Origin of the sequence: Janthinobacterium sp. SUN211 (genome assembly GCF_030587315.1) — a bacterium.
GTDB lineage: Bacteria > Pseudomonadota > Gammaproteobacteria > Burkholderiales > Burkholderiaceae_D > Janthinobacterium > Janthinobacterium kumbetense.
In genome coordinates this window covers 917118-935227 of record NZ_JAPWIC010000001.1, presented here as the reverse complement: position 1 = coordinate 935227, position 18110 = coordinate 917118, and the positions used below count along the sequence as shown (strand labels likewise).

Sequence of the window (18110 nt, the reverse complement as noted above, 5' to 3'; positions counted from 1 at the left end):
CGCAATGTCATTGAAATTCTTACGTTTGAGCTGGCGCAAGGCAGTCGCCACCGCCGTGGCGGCCAGCCTGCTGGCGCCAGCGATGGCGGCGGCCGCCGATCCGCTGCCGGCCGCCGTGCGCATCGCCGTCGTGGCCCGCACGGCGCCGTCCGGCAAGACCGTGTTTGCCGGTTCCGCCGCTCAGGTGGCGTCGACGGGCTGGCTGTCGGCCGAACTGGGCAAGCTGGGCGTGAAGCTGGAATGGGTGCCCGTCACTACCAATTCCGTGGCCACGCAAGTCAACGAAGCGTTTGCCAACCATTCGATCGACCTGGCCCAGTATGGCGACTTGCCGTCGATTATCGCCAATGCCTCGGGCTTGCAGACGCGGCTGATCTTGCCCGGCGGCAGCGCCAACAATACCTATCTGGTGGTGCCGAAAGGTTCCACGGCCCGTTCGATCAAGGATTTGAAGGGCAAGAAGATCGCCCTGCACCGGGGGCGGCCGTGGGAATACCCATTTGCCCGCCTGCTGGAAGCAAATGGCATGACCTTGCGCGATGTCAAGATTCTCAACCTCAATCCGCAGGCGGGCGCGGCGGCCGTGGCGACGGGCGGCGCGGACGCCTTCTTTACCCTCAGCGACGCCTTCCTGTTGGAAGATAAAAAGGTGGGCAAGATCATCTGGTCCAGCAAGGCGCCGCCGCAGGATTGGAAGATGCGCGCCGAGCTGTGGGCCGACAGCGGCTTCCTGCAACGCTGGCCGCAGCTGGCCCAGCTGGTGGTGACGGCCTATGTGCGCGAACACCACCGGGCCGCCGGCGCCGGTGGCGAAGAGGAATACGTGCGCACCGAGGCGGCCGCGGGCCAGGTGGAAAGCGTGGTGCGGCGCGAACTGGCGGGCGACCACACGCCATGGCAGGCGCGCTGGTCGCCCTTGTTTACGGCCAGCCTGCGCCAGCATTACGTGGGCGAGGCGGCATATGCGAAGAGCGCGGGCTTGATCGGGCGGCCCCTGCAAGTCGACAGCCTGTTCGCGCCCCAGTTCGTCAACGCGGCGCTGGCGCAGCTGAAACTGCAAACGTACTGGGCGCCATGACTTCCATCGCCCGCGCCATCGCCTTGCCGCGCACCCCCGCGCCAGCGCGCGCAGCCCCAGTCCCCTTGCTGCAGCGCTTTATCCGTTCACCCTGGTCCGTGTGGGCGTCGCCGCTGGCCTTGCTGCTGCTGTGGACGGCCGCCACCACCTTCGAGTGGATGCCAGCGCACATCTTGATGTCGCCATGGCAAGTTCTTCTGACGGCGCGCGACCTGGCCGAAAGCGGCGAACTGGGCCAGCACCTGGGCATCAGCCTGTTCCGCCTGCTGGCTGGCTTCGGCCTGGGCGCCGGCGGCGGCCTGGCCTTTGGCGTCGTGCTGGGGCTGTCCCCTGGCTTGCGCGCCTATGTCGACCCCACCTTCAATGTCTTGCGCCAGTTGCCGACCGTCGCCTTGATCCCCTTGTTCATCTTGCTGTTCGGCATAGGCGAGAGTTTCAAGGTGTTTATCGTTGCCAAGGCCAGTTTCTTCATCGTTGCGCTGGCCGTGCATGACGCCATTCGCAACCTGTCGCAGCGCTACTTTGAGGTGGCGCAAGTGTATTGCTTCTCGCGCTGGCAGCGCATCCGCCTGATCGTCCTGCCCGCCATCGTGCCGGCCGCGCTGACGGGCATGCGCATCGCCCTGTCGCGCTCGTGGATGGTGCTGGTGGGTGCGGAATTGCTGGCCGCGGACAGCGGCTTGGGCCAGATGATGGAAATGGGCCGGCAAATGTTCCGCCTCGACGTGGTGATGGTGGGCGTGGTGCTGACGGGCGTGATCGGCTTTGGCCTGGACCGGGCCTGCCACGCGCTGGAAGCACGGCTGATGCGCTGGAAGCGTAGTAGCGATGGTAAGGGAGGCGCCGCATGAAACAACGTTTGATCCAGATCATCAAGGGCGCGCTGTTGCCGCTGGCCTTGCTGGGCGCCTGGCAATGGGCGTCCGGCCAGGGCGCGGCCGCCGCGTATATCTTTGTCTCCCTGGGCGACCTGGCGCACAGCTTGCGCGACTTGCTCGTCACGGGCGAGCTGTGGGTGCACCTGCGCGCCAGCCTGGGCCGTACCCTGGCCGGCTTGCTGCTGGGCGGCAGCGCCGGCATCGTCACGGGCGCGCTGATGGCGCAGTCGCCGCTGGCGGACCGGTTGATCGGCCCCCTGTTCCACAGCATCCGGCAAGTACCGTTGCTGGGCCTGATTCCCTTGCTGGGCTTGTGGGTGGGCAATGGCGACGGCGCCAAGCTGCTGGTGATCGCCATCGCCGCCTTCTATCCTACCGTGCTCAACACCTATGCGGGCATGCGCCAGGTGGAAGGGCGCTTGCGCGAAGTGGGACAGGTGCTGACCCTGACGCGCTGGCAGACCTTGCGCCAGATCTTGTTGCCGGGCGCCATGCCGGCCATCGTCACCGGTGTCACGCATGCGCTGGCGTTCGCCTGGCTCGCTTGCCTGGGCGGCGAACTGCTGTTTTCGGCCGGTCCCGGCATGGGTTCATTGCTGCTCAATGGCGAAGTGTCGGGCCGCATGGATGTCGTCTTGCTGGCCGTGCTCGTGATCGCCTTGCTGGCGCAAGCGATGAACGTGGCGTTCGCGCGTCTCGCGCGCCTGCTGGTGAAGGGGCGCAGCAGTGAGTGAATCCCTGCCATTCCAACCGGACGCGGCCGTCAGCGCCCGCGAAGGCGAGCTGCGCGCCTTCTTGCTGCGCTTTATCGGCTTGACCCTGCTGTCGGGCGTGACCATCGGCATGAACAAGGTGCTGGCCACCTTGCTGGGGCTGCATTTGCACGTGAGCAACTTCCAGCTGGCCGCGATCAGCAGCGCGGAAACCCTGGCCATGGCGCTGGGCACCATTCCGGCCGGCTACATCTTGTCGCGCGGCAATCCGAAGCATCTGTACGCTGGTGTCAGCCTGAGCCTGGCGCTGGCCTTTTGCGTGCTGCCGTGGCTGCCCGGCTGGCAATGGGTGGCCCTGCTGATGTTTCTCGTCGGCCTGTGCATTTCCCTGCGCATCGTGGCCATGAGTACCGTGTTTCTCGTGCGCTTGCCGGAACTGGGGCAGGGCAAGGCGGGCTGGTACAAGGGGACGTTGATACTCGGCATGCAGTTCCTAGGCCCCCTGTGCGGCAATTACCTGATCGCGCAGCTGGGACTGAAGGCGGGATTTTTGATCTCGGCCCTGATGTTCGCCATCCTGGCCGTGCTGGGCTGGCAAGTGTTGCCTGACAATACGGCGCCGCGCAAGCAGACGGGGCACTCCACGCTGCCGGGCGCGGCCAGTCTGCGCGAACTGCTGCGCCTGCCCATCGTGCGCGTGACTTATCTGTTTGAAATCCTCGCCAGCTTCACGGCGTCCAGCGTGGGCGTGTTTTCCATCTTGCTGGCCATCCGCGTGCTGCACTGGCCTCCTCACCACTCCGTCTGGCTGATGGCCGTGCAGGGGCTCAGCTGTGTACTCGTGCTGCTGTTACTGGGCCGTTTCGTGCTGGCCAGCCGCTATCGCGAACAGCTGTATGGCGGCGCCCACCTGGCCATCATGGCGGCCTTGCTGATCCTGGGCCTGTGGCCTTCCAGCATCGCCTACCTGGGTGCCTCCGTGCTGCTGGGACTGGGCCTGGGCGTGAATAACCTCGTCAATACAGACAATATCGCCCGCGCCCCCGTCGACAAGGCCCGTGTTTCCGCCCAATTGACCCTGTTCGGCATGGTGGGCGGCACGGCCGGCGCGCTGGCGGCGGGCCGCCTGGCCGACTTGACGGGCTTGCGCAATGTGTTCCTGATCTGGCTATTTCCCTGGCTGGCCGCCTGGCTGGTTTTCCACGGTAGCCGCTGGCTGCGCCGGGCGCCGCCCGCCGCCGTTTCTTCCCTCGCCCCCACCGCAGAGAGTGCGCCATGAATGATTTTGTTTCCCCATCGACCTTGTCGCCGCAACAGCAGCACTTGAGCGGCGGCTTGCAAGTGCAGCACGTGAGCAAGTCGTTTTCCCTGAAAGGCGCGCCGCTGCCCGTGCTCGACGATATTTCGCTGACCATCGCGCCGGGCGAATTCGTCGCCATCGTGGGCGCGTCCGGTTGCGGTAAATCAACCCTGCTGCGCCTCTTGGCGGGCCTGGACACGGATTACACGGGCTTGCTGCTGCACGATGGCGTGCCCATCCGTGGCACGGATCTGCACCGGGGCCTCGTGTTCCAGGATCACCGCCTGTTCCCTTGGCTGACGGTGCAGCAAAACGTGGCCGTGGCTTTCAGCAATACCAAGGTGCCGCTGGCCGAGCGCGAAGCCCGCGTGGCGGCGGAAATCACGCGCGTGGGCCTCGATGGCTATGCGGATGCCTATCCGCATCAGTTATCTGGCGGCATGTCGCAGCGGGCGGCCATTGCCCGCGCCCTCGTCGGGCGGCCCGACGTGCTGCTGCTGGACGAACCGCTGGGCGCGCTCGACGCGCTGACCCGCTTGCGCCTGCAGCAGGAGCTGCGCCGCTTGTGGCAGGACGAGGGCATCACCATGGTGATGGTCACGCATGACATCGATGAAGCCGTCTACCTGGCCGACCGTATCGTCGTGCTCGATGCGCGTCCCGGCAAGGTGCGCCGCGTGCAGGACGTGCCGCTGGCCCACCCGCGCCAGCGTGGTTCGGCCGGCTTTGTCGCCATCCGCGATGGCTTGCATGCGGATTTCAGCGACCTCGACGAATCGCATGCGCCCGTGGCGCGGGAAGAACACCCCAGCAGCTCATGGGATGGCAATGAATGGGCGCGCAGGATGGCGCTGTAGTTTTTTTGATATCCATCAACCTGGAGATACAAGATGAGCAATAGCAACGCACTCGACACCCTGTGGTACACGCGCTGCCCCGTCCCGACGGGCCTGGGGATAGCCCTGCAGCAAGGCTGGCTGGAAGAAGCCTTGCGCGCCGACGGCACCAGCTTGCGCTCGCTGCGCGAATCGGACCAGGAAGCCGTGCGCGAATCGCATTTCGACCATACCCTGCAGAACTCCGTGCGTCACGGCGGCAATATCCCCGCCCTGTGGGCGCGCGCGGCGGGGCGCGACACCCGCGTGATCGGCCTGTCGTGGTCGGACGAGACGCAGCTGATACTGACCCTGCCCGGCAGCGGCATCCAGACGGTGCGCGACTTGAAGGGCCGGCGCTTCGGCTTGCCATTGTGGAGCAAGGCGCAGATCGACTTTGCGCGCGCGCAAGCCTTGCGGGGGCTGGAAAATGCGCTGAGCCTGGAAGGGCTGGCCGTGGCGGACGTGGAACTGGTCGATTATGTGGTCAACACGGGCCAGAGCGAGGCGCCACCGGAAAAGGGTGCTGCGACGAATCTGTTCAGCGGCGCCCGGCGCGGCGGGCAAAGCCCGGAATTGCTGGGCCTCTTGCGGGGCGAGGTGGACGCCATCTTCCTGAAAGGCGCGTCGGCCGCCCAGCTGGCGCAGCAGTTCGGCTTGCACACGGTGATCGACACGGGCATCCACCCGGAACCCTTGATCCGCGCCAACAACGGCACGCCGCGCACCCTGAGCGTGGATGCGCACTTGCTGGACAACCATTTTGCTTCCGCCGTCACCCTGGTCGACCAGGTGCTGCGGGCCGAAGCGTGGGCGCGCGGCCATGCGGACGAGACGCGGCGCTTCCTGGCACGCGAATCGAATGCCAGCGAGCACTGGGTGCAAGTGGCCTATGGCAAGGATGCGCATTTGCGCCTGGACACGGACCTGGCGGAAACGTCGATCGCGGGCTTGCAGGATTTCAGCGATTTCCTGTTCCGCTGGAACTTTCTGCCCAGCAAGGTCGACGTGCGCGCGTGGATCGACCCCCGTCCTTTCGAAGCGGCGCTGGCGCACGCGCGCCGGGCGGCTTGAGCGGGAAGTACGTCAACAGTGGCCATGCTTGATGATGAGGAGAATGCGATGCGGCGACGCACGGTGATGGGCGGGCTGGCGCTGCTGCCCCTGGCGGGACAGGCAGTGTCGGCAGCGAAAGGGGCGGGGGCGCCGCCGGCGGCCCTGCGCATCGCCTCGACGGGCTTTGCGGAAAACGGCAAGGCGGAACTGGGCGGCATCGCTTACCGGGTGCAGCAGGAAGGCTGGCTGGCGCGCGAACTGAAGCATCGGGGCGTGCGGCTGGAATGGCTGCCCGTCACGGGCGACACGGGCGCGACGATGAATGAAGCGTTCGCCAGCGGACGCATCGACATGGCCGCGTATGGCGACTTGCCGTCCGTCATACTCAACGCGGGCGGCGTGCGCACGCAGGTGATCGTGCCGGCGGGGAGGGGTACGGACCAGTTCCTGCTGGTGCCCACCGGTTCGCGCGCCACGTCGCTGGCCGAGCTGAAAGGCAAGCGCATCAGCGTGCACCGGGGCCGGCCGTGGGAACTGGGCTTGCGCCAGCTGATCGCCGACCAGCGCATGTCGCCCACGGATTTTCGCCTGATTAATATGGACCTCAAACCGGGCACGGCCGCGCTGGCCACGGGCGCCGTCGACGCCTTGTTCATGATCAATGGCTATCCGCTGGAAGACAAGGGCATCGGCCGCATCATCTGGTCCAGCAAGGGCTTACCCGAGCGTAAAATGCGGGCGGAACTGTGGGCGCGGCGTGATTTTACGCAAGCCCATCCCGACATCGCGGAACTGGTGGCCACGGCCTGGCTGCGGGCCCAGCACTGGGCGGCGCTCGACGGCAACCGCGAAGCGATCATCAAGGATGGCACGCGCAACGGCACGCCCGACAGCGTGGTGCGGCGCAGCTACGACGATCCGGGCTTGCAGTGGAAGGAGCGCTGGTCGCCCCTGTACGATGACGCCGTGTACCGCCATTACCGCCGGGTGCTGGCGTTTGCGCAGGAACAAAAGCTGATCCGGCAACCGTTGACGGCGGAAGAATTGCTGGAGCCGCGTTTCGTCGCGGCCGGCTTGAAAAAGCTGGGGCTGGCCAATTACTGGGAACCGGCCAAGGTGTAGCGTCAGCGCGGGACGCGGCTCAATGGGGCAGGCACACGCGTCCCGCCACGTTGATCACGTCGTCGCCCGCATGTGCTCGCAGTTGCAGCAACATCAGGGCCACGCCCAGCATCAGCGCGGCTGCGCAGAGTTTCTTGTGCATCGTCTTTCCTGTTTTTTATGCTCGATGGAGCTTGGTTGTCATATTTGCAGCCATATTATTGCCGAAATTCATGTGTGCGGGCTGAGCTTGTGCCAAGCGTGCTTTACAATTATGCATCTTGCGCATCCGCGCCATCTGAATGCTATGCATAGTATGTGAAGGGAATGACAAGCCTGTGACTTCCAAGCCGATCAAGATCGCCGCCACCGTTGTCGTGGCACTCGCCGCTGGGGCCGGCATTTATACGTACACCCGTCCCGCCGCCACCGCCACGCCGGGCGCTCCCGCCGCGGGCAATCCGGCCGCCGCTCCCCAATCGACCGTCGACACGGCCGCGGTGGCCGCCCAATTCCGCGAATTGCTGGGTAATTTCCGCAAGATTATCGTGTTGCTGGCCGACGAGCAAACTCTGCCCGAAGGGGCGCGCGACGAAGCCCGCAAAGTGGGGCAGGCGCTGTTCCATGAAAACCAGGAGCGCATCGCCAGGCTCGATCTTGTGCTGGATCAATTGACGGCGCCCACCAATCCGGGCCGCTTCGAGGCGCTCGACAGTTTATTGACCTATATCGAATCCGATCCCGGCCTGTACGACGCGGACCGCCTGGCGTTCCGCGAACTGCTGCAAAGCATGCTGGCCGACGTGGCCAAGGATTCGTCCCTGCCCGCGATCAAGCTGCACAAGCGCATTTCCGAAGACCTCGACGCGCTGGGCGAGATCGAGCGCAACTACGAGAAGGAAATCCGGCAAATCTTCGGCAACCTGGGCCAGCGCGCCATCGAACTCAAGCGTGAACGGTGGGACGATTACGTGGCGCAGCTGAAAAAACTCTACAGCCGCGAACAGATTCTCAAGGAAAACGGCATCGTCGTGCCCTATGCAACACCGCCGGCTGGCTCCGTGCCCGAAGCCAAGCCGGCACCCAAGAAGGACGAAGCGGAAATCTTCGGCCTCGGCTTGCCGAAGAAAACCATCGTGCTGACCTTCGACGACGGTCCGCACCGCCGCTACACGGAAGAAATCAGCGCCATCCTGAAACAGTATGGCGTGCCGGCCGTGTTCTTCAACGTGGGCCGCAACCTGGGCAGCCTGGACGCGGAAGGCCACGCCAAGCTGGGCGCGGGCGCGGAAGTGAGCCGCAAGCTGATGAAAGAAGGCTATGCCGTGGGCAACCACAGTTTCAGCCACGCACAATTGTCGAAACAGACGGGCGACAAGCTGAAGGGCGAAATCCTCGGCACCGATACGCTGTTGAAGGCCATCAGCCCCGAGCGGGCCGCGCTGTTCCGCTTTCCGTATGGCGCGCGCAACAGCGAAGGCATGGCCGCGCTGGCCGATGCGCACTTGAAATCCGTGATGTGGAATATCGATTCGCTGGACTGGGCCGACCCCGTGCCCAGCTCGATCACCAATCGCGTGCTGGCGTCCGTCGACAAGGCGGGGCGGGGCATCGTCCTGTTCCACGACATCCACGAACGCACGGTGAAAGCCTTGCCGGCCGTGCTCGACAAGCTGATCGCCGAAGGCTATCAATTCGCGGGATGGGATGGCACGAGCTTCCAGGTCGCCAAAAGCACGGCCCCGGCGCCGGAAAAGGTGCCCGTCACCACCGGTTACGCCAATTCCTGGGCCGTGGTGATCGGCATCGACGATTACGCGAAATGGCCGAAATTGCAATATGCGGTGCGCGATGCGCAAGGCATCCGCGAGACGCTGATCGAGAAATTCGCCTTTGCGCCCGAACGTGTCGTGACCCTGAAAAACGGCGAAGCGACGCGCAACAACATCCTGGCCGCCTTCCACGACAAGCTGGCGCATGGCGGCGTGCAAAAGAATGACCGCATCTTCGTCTTCTTCGCCGGCCACGGCGCCACGCGCAAGCTCAGTTCCGGACGCGACCTCGGCTACATCGTGCCCGTCGATTCCGACCCGGCGCAGTTCGCCACGGATGCGATTCCGATGACGGAAATCCAGAATATCGCGGAATCGCTGACGGCTAAGCATGCGTTCTTCGTCATGGATGCCTGCTACAGCGGCCTGGGCCTGACGCGCGGCGCGGGTTCCAGTTCCTTCCTGCGCGACAACGCCAAGCGCATCGGCAGGCAAATGCTGACGGCGGGCGGCGGCGACCAGCTGGTGGCCGACGGCGGACCGAACGGCCACTCCGTGTTCACGTGGACCTTGCTGCAAGGCCTGGCGGGCAAGGGCGACTTGAACGGCGACGGCCTCATCACGGCCACGGAACTGGCCGCCTATGTGGCGCCGGCCGTGTCCAGCGTGTCGAACCAGACGCCCGCGTTCGGCAGCCTGCCCGGCTCGGAAGGGGGCGATTTCGTCTTTGAATTGCCGGGCGAGACGGAATTCCTCAGCCCGAACACGACGCAGCTGTCGACGGAAGCCATCGCCCTGAACAGCAAGCTGGACGCCAAACCGGCAGCGGCCAGCGTGACGGTGAAGGATTTGCAGGGCGGCGAACAGAAGATCGTCACGCCGGGCGCCGTGCCGACGTCCACGCGCCAGCTGGCGCAGCGGGCCAACGACCGGGGCTTGCAGCTGTACAAGGAGAAACAGTATGCGGCGGCGGAAGCGCAATTTACGGAAGCGCTGAAATTGCGCCCCGACTTTGCGCTGGCGGCGAACAACCTGGGCTTTGTCTTCTACAAGCAGGAAAAATACCGCGAAGCGGCCCGCTGGTTTGAAAACACGGTCAAGATGGACCCGTCGCGCGCCATTGCCTACCTGAACCTGGGCGACGCGTATGCCAAGGCCGGCGATGCCGCCAAGGCGAAAGCGGCCTATAAAACCTATCTGGAACTGGCGCCGACGGCTTCGACGGCGCCGGCCGTGCGGCAAAAGATGGAGAAGCTGTAAGCGTGTCCGACAGCGCGCCCATCGTTCACGTATTTGTCTGCAACGGGCGCTTTCCCGGCTGGGAAGCGCTGCAGGCCTTCCTGGCGCCTACGTACACGGAAGACGGCGATGCCGTGCCGTCGCCATTCTTCCTGGAAACGGGCCTCACGTCCTATGAGCCGGCCTGTTTCGAGAGCGCCATGCTGGCGTCGGCCGTGCCGCTGGCGCAGCTGCTTGAGGGCGCGTCGTATGGCGACAGCTGGCTGGCGCAGGCATGCGCGGATGCGCAGGCGCAGGGCGTGCTGGCCGATGCCAGCGTGTGCGTGTTTGCGCCGAATCAACTGGCGCACCCGCAGCGCAGCTCGCTGCACTACGTGGGCAGTTACCGCTACTGCGTGGAAGACTGAGCGCCATCCCCCCGTTCCTCATGCAATAGCTTGTTGACGCTGGCCAGCAGGCTGGTGCCCGAGGTGGTGATGAAGCGTGCGCCGGCCGCCTCCGCTTCCGTGCCGTAGCTGGCGATCGTATCTTTGCTGCAATACACGATGATGGGCAGTCCGGGCTGGGCTTGCTGCACTTCGCGCACCGTGCGTATGCCCGCATCCTTGATGCGCCGGCGGTTTTCCACCCGCGCCATGTCCGTGATGAGCAGCGCATAGGGCTTCTGTTGCAGCATGGCCAGCGCCTGCCGCGTCGAGACCGCCTGGTCCACCTTGATGTTTTCCCGTTCCAGCTGTTCCACCAGCAAGGTATTGTTGCGCGGATGGTCGTCCAGCCACAGCACCAGGCTGGCGGGTTTTTTCTCCGCCGGCATGCCGGCCAGGGCCGTGACGGCCGCGCCCTCGCACGGCGGATGGGCCAGCAACAGCTGCGTCACGGCTTCCTGCATGTCCTCCAGCGATTTCTGCTGCAAACGGCTCAGTTCCGCCACTTCGATTTCCTTGCCGCTTTGCAGGCGCACGGATTCGTTCTTGACCATGCTGTCGGCCCGCTTGATCATGATGGAGAGGTAAATACGCGTGAGCAGGTAGCCGATCAGAAAACCATGCACGGAAAAGAACAGCATGATGCCGCCCACGACGGCCATGGCTGTGGGCGTGTCCGTGTCCAGGCTCGGTGCGATGAAGGCGGCCATGTTGCGCGCGCTGCCGGGCAGGCTTTTGAGCTCGATCAAGCCCACGCCGACGATGATTTTCGTCAGCCAGTCCGACACTTCCACCAGATTCGAATTGATTTCCATGGGCGTGGGCGTGCCCAGGAACAGGGTATTGCTGGCATTGCCCGTCGCAGCATCGGCCCCGGCGGCCGGCGGCTCGTCCGTGGCGCGGTCCTTGCCATTGCTGCGCTCGTCGTGCGGCGCCATGTTGACGGTGCCCGAGGGCAGGGTGCGCGGTATGCCGAACAGGAATCCCAGCAGCATGCCGCTGACGCAAAATCCCAGGCTCCACAGCAGGGCCGGCACGGCATGGTAGTAGGGCGGCAACAGCGCGCCCGCCAGCACGGCCAGCAGCCCCGCCAGCAGGATGAACAGCAGGATATACGGCAGCACGTCGCGCTTGCGCACGTCGGAAGGGGGACTGCTTGCCTTGCCGGTGCTGTCGTTCAGGTTCACGCTCGCTCCTTGAAAAGGCTGAATCCAGGCGCCCATCCGCCGCGTATATATAGCCAGCAGGAGCCCGTACTGACATCATAAAAAGGGGAGACGCGATGCTATTGAGAAAACGCAAACTGGTGGCAGCTTGTGCACTGGCATTGTTGGGCATGGGGCGCCAAGTGGCGGCGCAAGTTCTGGTCGACGGGGCCACAGGGGCCGACGCGTCGCGCACCGTGCGCGTGACGGGCCACTATGACAACGCCGTCGGCACGTCGGACGCGGCCAGCCAGGGCGTCATCACCAATGAACTGATCGTCAACCGGCCCGCCTTGCGCACGGGCGAGTTGCTGGAATTCGTGCCGGGACTGATCGTCACCCAGCACAGCGGCGACGGCAAGGCCAACCAGTATTTCCTGCGCGGCTTTAACCTCGACCATGGCACGGATTTTGCCACCTACGTCGACGGCATGCCTGTCAACATGCGCACGCATGCGCATGGGCAAGGCTATTCCGACCTCAATTTCCTCATTCCCGAACTGGTGCAGCGCATCGATTACAAGAAGGGGCCGTATTTCGCCGGCGAAGGCGATTTTTCCTCGGCAGGCAGCGCCCGCATCCGCCTGGCCGACAAATTGCCGCAAGGCCAGGCCAGCGTATCCGTGGGCCAGCACGGCTATGTGCGCGGCGTCGTGGCCGATTCGGTCGCTGCCGGCCCCGGCACCTTGCTGTACGGCTTGGAAGTAAACCGCAACAACGGTCCCTGGGACGTGCCGGAACACGTGCGCAAATACAGCGGCGTGCTGCGCTACAGCCAGGGCACGCCGGACGACGGCTTCAGCGTGACGGGCATGGCGTACAAGAACAGCTGGAACGCCACGGATCAGGTGCCGCTGCGCGCCGTGGCGTCGGGCCAGATCGGCCGTTTCGGCTCGCTGGCGCCCAGTGACGGCGGCGACACGTCGCGCACCAGCCTGTCGTACGCCATGCGCAAGCGCACGGAGAAGCGGTTGTTCGAACTGGATGCCTACCTGATCCGCTCGCAACTGGAATTGAACAGCGATTTCACCTATTTCCTCGCCAATCCGGTCGCCGGCGACCAGTTCCAGCAAAGCGAGCGGCGCACGGTGGCGGGCGTGAACGCGGCCGAAAGCTGGAGCACGGAGCTGGCGGGACTGCCCATGCGCAACAAGGTCGGCGTGCAGGCCCGCTACGACCGCTTGTCGCCCGTGGGCCTGTACAACACGGTGGAACGAGTACGGCAGAGTACGGTGCGCGAAGACCGAGTGCGCGAGGCCAGCATCGGCCTGTACGGCGAAAACACGGTGCAATGGCTGCCGTGGCTGCGTTCGGTGGCGGGCTTGCGCTACGACGCCTACCGTTTCAAAGTCGATAGTAGTATCGACGGCAACAGCGGCACGGCGAACGACCACGTGGTGTCGCCCAAGCTGTCCCTGATTCTTGGTCCGTGGAGCAAGACGGAATTTTTCGTGAACTACGGAAAAGGTTTTCATAGCAACGATGCGCGGGGCACGACGCAGACGCGCCTGCCTGACGGCCAAGCTGCCACGCCCGTGACGCCCCTGGTGCCGACGAAAGGCGTGGAATTGGGCGCGCGCACGGAATGGCTGCCGGGCCTGCAAAGTTCGCTGGCCCTGTGGCGCCTCGATATCGCGTCGGAATTGCTGTTCGTCGGCGACGCGGGCGAGACGGAAGCGAGCCGCGCCAGCCGCCGCCACGGCATCGAATGGAACAACCATTACATCGCCGCGCCGTGGCTGCTGTTCGACCTGGACCTGGCCGCTTCGCGCTCGCGCTATACGCAAGACGATCCGGCGGGCAACCACATCCCCGGTGCCATCGACAAGGTGGCTTCGTTCGGCGTGACGGTGACGGACCAGGGCCCGTGGTCGGGCGCTTTTCAATTGCGCTATTTCGGCCCCCGTCCCTTGATCGAGGACAATAGCGTGCGCTCCGCGTCGACTACACTGGCGTATGCGCGCCTGGCGTATCAGCTCAACCGCAAGACGCGGCTGTCGCTCGACGTCTTCAACCTGTTTGACAAGCGCGCCAGCGATATCGATTATTACTATGCGTCGCGCCTGCCTGGCGAGGCGGCGGACGGGGTGAACGACCGGCATTTCCATCCGGTCGAACCGAAATCATTTCGTTTGACGTTTTCATATAATTATTAAATTGTTTTTCGTGAATATTTTTCCATTTTAAAACTATTAAGAAGAGAAATTTAAGAGTGGGAATTTATTTTTTTGGTAATAATCTCCCCCACGTTTTTAAGATAATGATCGTGCTTCACGAACCACATCTTCACCAGATTCATTAGGCGTGCTGAGAATTCTTTTTACTCTCTGCATCGCTTTTCTTACTGGTAGCCAAATAACTCCATCTCCTCTTGTATGGTCAATTGCCAATCCTTTTCTTTTTAATAATTTTAAAATATCAGGTACGCACCTTCTTTCGTCCACATCCAAACCTCTATAAAGAGCATTTTCGGCTCTTCCGGATAAGCTTTGAACAAATAATTTTCTTAGGGTTACTAATAATACTTTTTCTCCCGTACTTATTTGTACTGCGCGAATTGCTGTTCCAGTTTGTGCTGAATCAAATTCTCCAAACTCACAAGAAGGCATAAATTTATTGTTTGGAAGGTCCTTGCTTGATATTCTTCCGCTTATATGATCTATGAGGCAATAATCAAAATATGGTAAAATTTCAGGGTCTATATCTGATTCAATTAATATATTTTCAAAAAGGCAATGGGATAGTTGAAGTCGAGATAGATTTTGCATGTTTCTATGAAACTCCAGTAGAACGCCTGCAAAATTTATTTCGCTAACACTAAAATCAATATCTAATTCTATATCGCTAGAAAGTAATATAACAGCTACGTCGCCACGAACACAGGCCAAATCTTCACGGCTATTTAGAAATGCTGCTGATTGTCTAATTATCCCCCGAGCATCGGCACCCATTTTAAGCCGTCTAACCGCGAGATTCGTTGCAATTTCGCCGACAGGGCGATCACAAGAATTCATGGCGCCTACCCAAACTGATTCTTTTACACTATCATAAGGATCTTCAAGGAATCGTAATAATTCATGTCCTTTACATACGTCCGCTAATTCTGAATCAACGAAACATCGACTTTCATCTTCTGCTCGATAAATTCCTAAACCAGGCAGTCTTTGAATAGCTAACACGCCTTGTTCATCGGGTTCATAACCACAAACCTCTGTAAATACGGAAAATAGATCTGTTCTTGTAATTGGTCCAAGTCCGTCTTCTGTACTTCTCGCTAAAGTAGCTGTACGTTCTAATATTCTTCTTAGTGTTGCACCATCCAAGTTGGTTTCTATTAAACCTTCGCGTTGATATATTTTTTCTAAAAGATAGTCCCATCCATCCACAGCGTCGGGTAAAGCCGTTTTTTCACCCAGTTCAGATAAAAGCCCTTTCGATGCAAGGTAGCCAAGAAGTAATGGACGAGTAGGTAGCCAATCCGGAAAGCCATTGTTTTGGTTGGAACTTGGAAAGCGCGATAGGAAATTTTTCATTTGTTCATCAGTGAATTCATCCACGGATAAAACTTTTGCATTAAATAGGCCTAATGCATTACATAATTCGTTATCGTTTTCGAAGTAATGACTTCGGCCGCACGCAATAATTCCTATTCCAATGCTTTCCCTATGTAATTTCCTAATTCCTTCTAATGATCTCATCCTTAGATCTTTTAATTTCTTCCACGATCCTTGAACACCTAATGACGTTACTTCGTCAAAGCCATCTACTAGTAAAACAACGAAGCCGGCTCGCCAAGCCCTAATTAATGAGCTCGGAGATTCGAAGCCGATGCTTCTTGCATGGCGTTCTAATATCTCGATTGGATCTCTTTGGCCGGAATGTTCTCTTAGATTTATATAGACAGGAAATTTTGAAGATCTATTTTTTATGTAATTTTCTTCTAGTCTAAAAAAAATTTCGCGTAATGACATACTTTTTCCAGCACCATACTGGCCTGTAATGGCATAATGCTCTCCTGTTATAGCGCCAGTTAAGACATCATTGACGAATAAGGTATTTATTTTTCCATCTTCGGATGCCCTTGGAGTTAAGCCAATTTCAATAAATGGAACAGATGGCGTTTTTTCTCCAGATATAAAGTCTTGCACGCTACCAAATCCATGGTTTTTTCTGCATGCTAAGTATGCTCTTACATCAATCAGACTTTGTTGGAACTGAGAAAATGAGACTGCTTTAACTTGACCTTTTCCATGTTCTTGTACTTCTTTTCTTTGATCCGCAGTTGGCTCTTCTTTTGTTATAAACCAACCACCTCCATTTTTCAAGCCACCTTTTTTATTGTGTTCTGCTATTGCTCGAAAAATTTTCTTACTATCATCTTTTGCTTTTTCTGCACTGCGAGAAACTGTGGCTTCTATGAAATGAACAGTCTCTTCAGTTTCAAATACACCATCGCGCTCTCTGCCGTCGAGTATCATTGATCCTGAATATTGTGCAAACGGCCATTTTGCACGCGCTATTCGGCGTACTTCATTTTCAAAGTCATTATTTTTCTGTCCTTCAGATAACATATTTTCTCCAGTGCTGAAATTAACATAAAATATTTTTACTTATATATAAATTAAATATATTTAAAATTAATTTTCACAAATGTTGGTATATTTTCAGTGCAAACCTTAGCATGAAGTTACTTAAAAGGCAATGGTGGAGCGTAGGTTTTTGAAATGTTACACTCACGCGTTATGTTTTTGTCTTTTTTGCATGAGTCTGAGGTTGAGTTGGGATTGGAAATGCAGCAAAAAATAGAAGAAGATATGATTAGATTATGATATTGATTGAGTAATATAACTTAGCTCTGCTTTTACACTAAAATCAATCCCGTTCCGTATGCCAGACACTGTCGTATGGGTTCTTACATAGGTAGACTGTTGTAACGGTGTCCAGTATGGGCGTCAACAATAAAAAGATTGCATGACAGATAATTTAATACAAACTAGCAAATTCCTTTCCCTCATCCTGCGCCACGCCCCCGAAAAAATCGGCCTCGCGCTCGATACCAACGGCTGGGCCGACATCGGCCAGTTGCTGGCGCAATCGGCCCGGCATGGCCGCCGCCTTTCCCGTGAACAATTGGACGACGTGGTGGCGCGCGACAGCAAGACGCGCTACGCCATCAGTGCCGACGGCTTGCGCATCCGCGCCAACCAGGGCCATTCCCTGGCTGCCGTCGATATCGCTCTGCCGCCCGCCACGCCGCCGGCCATGCTGTACCACGGCACGGCCAGCCGCTTTGTCGAGGCGATTCGTGCCGGCGGTTTGCTGCCGGGATCGCGCAACCACGTGCACCTGTCGTCCAGCCGCGAAACGGCCGTGGCCGTGGGTGCGCGCCACGGCAAGCCCGTCGTGCTGACGGTGGACGCAGCCGCCATGCAGGCGCAGGGCCACGTGTTTTATGTGTCGGCCAATGGCGTGTGGCTGGCGGATGCCGTGCCGCAGGCCTTCATCGGTTTTCCCTGACGAGGGCGCGGACTGCCCCTCCGGGGAATCAGATAGCGAGCTTGCGTGCCGCCATCCACTGGACGATGGCCGGGTCGCGGTGCGAAAAGAAGCTGCTGCTGCCCGTTTCCAGGGGGGCGATGGCGGCCATGTCCGCTTCGTCCAGGTCGAAATCGTCAATTGCCAGGTTTTCCGCCATGCGCTCGCGGCGCACGGTCTTGGCCAGCACGGCGATGCCCCGGTGCGTCAGCCAGCGCAGGACGACCTGGCCGACGGACTTGCCGTGTCTGGCGGCGATGCCCAGCAGCAATTCATTGTGGAACAGGTTGTTGCGGCCTTCGGCGAATGGCGCCCACGCCTGCGGCTGCACGCCGTGCTCGAGCATGAAGGCCACGCCGTCCGCCTGCTGGTGGAAGGGGTTGATCTCGATCTGGTTGACGGCGGGCGTGACGTCGTTGAAGGCGATGAGGTCCATCAAGCGGTCCGCATGAAAATTGCTCACGCCGATGGCGCGCAGCTTGCCGCTGCGATACGCATCCTGCATGGCGCGCCAGGAACCGTGGACGTCGCCGAACGGCTGGTGGATCAGGAACAAGTCCAGGTAATCGAGCTGCAAACGCTGCAGCGACTGCTCGATGGCCTGTGCCGTGCGCTCGTAGCCCGTGTCCTGCACCCACAGCTTGCTGGTGACGAACAGCTCCTCGCGCGCGACGCCGCTGCGGGCGATGCCCTGGCCGACGGCCGCTTCGTTCAGGTAGGAAGCGGCCGTGTCGATCAAGCGGTAGCCGGCGGCGATGGCGTCGATGACGCTGCGCTCGCATTCGGCGGGGTCGGGAATCTGGAAGACGCCGTAGCCGGCGACGGGCATGGTGATGCCGTTATTCAGGGTGACGCGGTCCATCGCAAGCTCCTTCAGTCATTAACAGGAGCTACTGTACGGCGTCTGCCACCTATTGATAAGCCGTTGGAATC

Annotated in this window: 15 protein-coding genes; 11 read left to right on the top strand and 4 right to left on the bottom strand. The window is 60.5% G+C overall.

The features are described from left to right. The first annotated feature begins 4 nt into the window (after positions 1–4). Genes O3301_RS04085 through O3301_RS04055 form a run of 7 tightly spaced genes read left to right on the top strand, consistent with a single transcriptional unit; the run spans position 5 to position 7022 of the window. Entirely contained in the window at positions 5–1078 is a 1074-nt protein-coding gene (locus tag O3301_RS04085) for a PhnD/SsuA/transferrin family substrate-binding protein (protein ID WP_305055623.1), read from the top strand. Beyond that, positions 1075–1929, top strand: a complete 855-nt coding sequence (locus O3301_RS04080) for an ABC transporter permease (protein ID WP_305055622.1) — start codon at positions 1075–1077, stop codon at positions 1927–1929. Before O3301_RS04085 ends, O3301_RS04080 begins: the two co-directional genes overlap by 4 nt. Further along, entirely contained in the window at positions 1926–2690 is a 765-nt protein-coding gene (locus tag O3301_RS04075) for an ABC transporter permease (RefSeq protein ID WP_305055621.1), read from the top strand. The genes O3301_RS04080 and O3301_RS04075 overlap by 4 nt, the downstream gene beginning before the upstream one ends. Next, positions 2683–3948 (top strand): MFS transporter, encoded by a 1266-nt coding sequence (locus tag O3301_RS04070; protein ID WP_305055620.1) that lies wholly within the window; start codon positions 2683–2685, stop codon positions 3946–3948. Before O3301_RS04075 ends, O3301_RS04070 begins: the two co-directional genes overlap by 8 nt. Next, positions 3945–4826, top strand: coding sequence for an ABC transporter ATP-binding protein (locus tag O3301_RS04065; RefSeq protein WP_305055619.1), 882 nt, complete (start codon positions 3945–3947; stop codon positions 4824–4826). Before O3301_RS04070 ends, O3301_RS04065 begins: the two co-directional genes overlap by 4 nt. Positions 4827–4859: 33 nt before the next feature. After that, complete coding sequence (locus O3301_RS04060) at positions 4860–5918, top strand: ABC transporter substrate-binding protein (RefSeq protein WP_305055618.1); 1059 nt, start codon at positions 4860–4862, stop codon at positions 5916–5918. A gap of 48 nt (positions 5919–5966) precedes the next feature. Then, positions 5967–7022, top strand: coding sequence for an ABC transporter substrate-binding protein (locus O3301_RS04055; protein ID WP_305055617.1), 1056 nt, complete (start codon positions 5967–5969; stop codon positions 7020–7022). A gap of 19 nt (positions 7023–7041) precedes the next feature. Here O3301_RS04055 and O3301_RS04050 read toward each other — a convergent pair whose 3' ends face one another. Then, the gene (locus tag O3301_RS04050) at positions 7042–7164 is read right to left on the bottom strand and encodes a hypothetical protein (protein ID WP_255206395.1); all 123 of its coding nucleotides are present in this window, start codon (positions 7162–7164) and stop codon (positions 7042–7044) included. 175 nt (positions 7165–7339) lie between these two features. Between O3301_RS04050 and O3301_RS04045 the strand changes: the two genes are divergently transcribed. Both O3301_RS04045 and O3301_RS04040 read left to right on the top strand, forming a co-directional pair. After that, entirely contained in the window at positions 7340–10033 is a 2694-nt protein-coding gene (locus O3301_RS04045) for a polysaccharide deacetylase family protein (protein ID WP_305055616.1), read from the top strand. Between the two features lie 2 nt (positions 10034–10035). Further along, on the top strand, positions 10036–10419 hold the full coding sequence (locus O3301_RS04040) for an immunity 22 family protein (RefSeq protein WP_305055615.1): 384 nt from the start codon (positions 10036–10038) through the stop codon (positions 10417–10419). Here the strand turns inward: O3301_RS04040 and O3301_RS04035 are convergent. Beyond that, positions 10401–11624 carry a response regulator gene (locus tag O3301_RS04035; RefSeq protein WP_305055614.1) on the bottom strand — a complete coding sequence of 408 codons (1224 nt, stop codon included), beginning with the start codon at positions 11622–11624 and terminating at the stop codon, positions 10401–10403. The genes O3301_RS04040 and O3301_RS04035 overlap by 19 nt on opposite strands. A gap of 95 nt (positions 11625–11719) precedes the next feature. Between O3301_RS04035 and O3301_RS04030 the strand changes: the two genes are divergently transcribed. Next, entirely contained in the window at positions 11720–13798 is a 2079-nt protein-coding gene (locus O3301_RS04030; protein ID WP_305055613.1) for a TonB-dependent receptor, read from the top strand. A gap of 96 nt (positions 13799–13894) precedes the next feature. Here the strand turns inward: O3301_RS04030 and O3301_RS04025 are convergent, their stop codons facing one another. Further along, complete coding sequence (locus O3301_RS04025; protein WP_305055612.1) at positions 13895–16213, bottom strand: NACHT domain-containing NTPase; 2319 nt, start codon at positions 16211–16213, stop codon at positions 13895–13897. 400 nt (positions 16214–16613) lie between these two features. Here O3301_RS04025 and O3301_RS04020 point away from each other — a divergent pair, with 400 nt between their 5' ends. Next, the gene (locus tag O3301_RS04020; RefSeq protein ID WP_305055611.1) at positions 16614–17159 is read left to right on the top strand and encodes an RNA 2'-phosphotransferase; all 546 of its coding nucleotides are present in this window, start codon (positions 16614–16616) and stop codon (positions 17157–17159) included. A gap of 28 nt (positions 17160–17187) precedes the next feature. On the opposite strand, the gene O3301_RS04015 is transcribed toward O3301_RS04020, so the two are convergent. Next, entirely contained in the window at positions 17188–18039 is an 852-nt protein-coding gene (locus tag O3301_RS04015) for an aldo/keto reductase (RefSeq protein ID WP_305055610.1), read from the bottom strand. Positions 18040–18110: the final 71 nt, after the last annotated feature.

Excerpts from the sequence above, each read along its gene's own strand:
- O3301_RS04085 (WP_305055623.1), top strand. The coding sequence starts at position 5 with ATGTCATTGAAATTCTTACGTTTGAGCTGGCGCAAGGCAGTCGCCACC.
- O3301_RS04025 (WP_305055612.1), bottom strand. The coding sequence starts at position 16,213 with ATGTTATCTGAAGGACAGAAAAATAATGACTTTGAAAATGAAGTACGC.
- O3301_RS04050 (WP_255206395.1), bottom strand. The coding sequence starts at position 7,164 with ATGCACAAGAAACTCTGCGCAGCCGCGCTGATGCTGGGCGTGGCCCTG.
- O3301_RS04060 (WP_305055618.1), top strand. The coding sequence starts at position 4,860 with ATGAGCAATAGCAACGCACTCGACACCCTGTGGTACACGCGCTGCCCC.
- O3301_RS04080 (WP_305055622.1), top strand. The coding sequence starts at position 1,075 with ATGACTTCCATCGCCCGCGCCATCGCCTTGCCGCGCACCCCCGCGCCA.
- O3301_RS04065 (WP_305055619.1), top strand. The coding sequence starts at position 3,945 with ATGAATGATTTTGTTTCCCCATCGACCTTGTCGCCGCAACAGCAGCAC.
- O3301_RS04020 (WP_305055611.1), top strand. The coding sequence starts at position 16,614 with ATGACAGATAATTTAATACAAACTAGCAAATTCCTTTCCCTCATCCTG.
- O3301_RS04055 (WP_305055617.1), top strand. The coding sequence starts at position 5,967 with ATGCGGCGACGCACGGTGATGGGCGGGCTGGCGCTGCTGCCCCTGGCG.
- O3301_RS04015 (WP_305055610.1), bottom strand. The coding sequence starts at position 18,039 with ATGGACCGCGTCACCCTGAATAACGGCATCACCATGCCCGTCGCCGGC.
- O3301_RS04030 (WP_305055613.1), top strand. The coding sequence starts at position 11,720 with ATGCTATTGAGAAAACGCAAACTGGTGGCAGCTTGTGCACTGGCATTG.
- O3301_RS04075 (WP_305055621.1), top strand. The coding sequence starts at position 1,926 with ATGAAACAACGTTTGATCCAGATCATCAAGGGCGCGCTGTTGCCGCTG.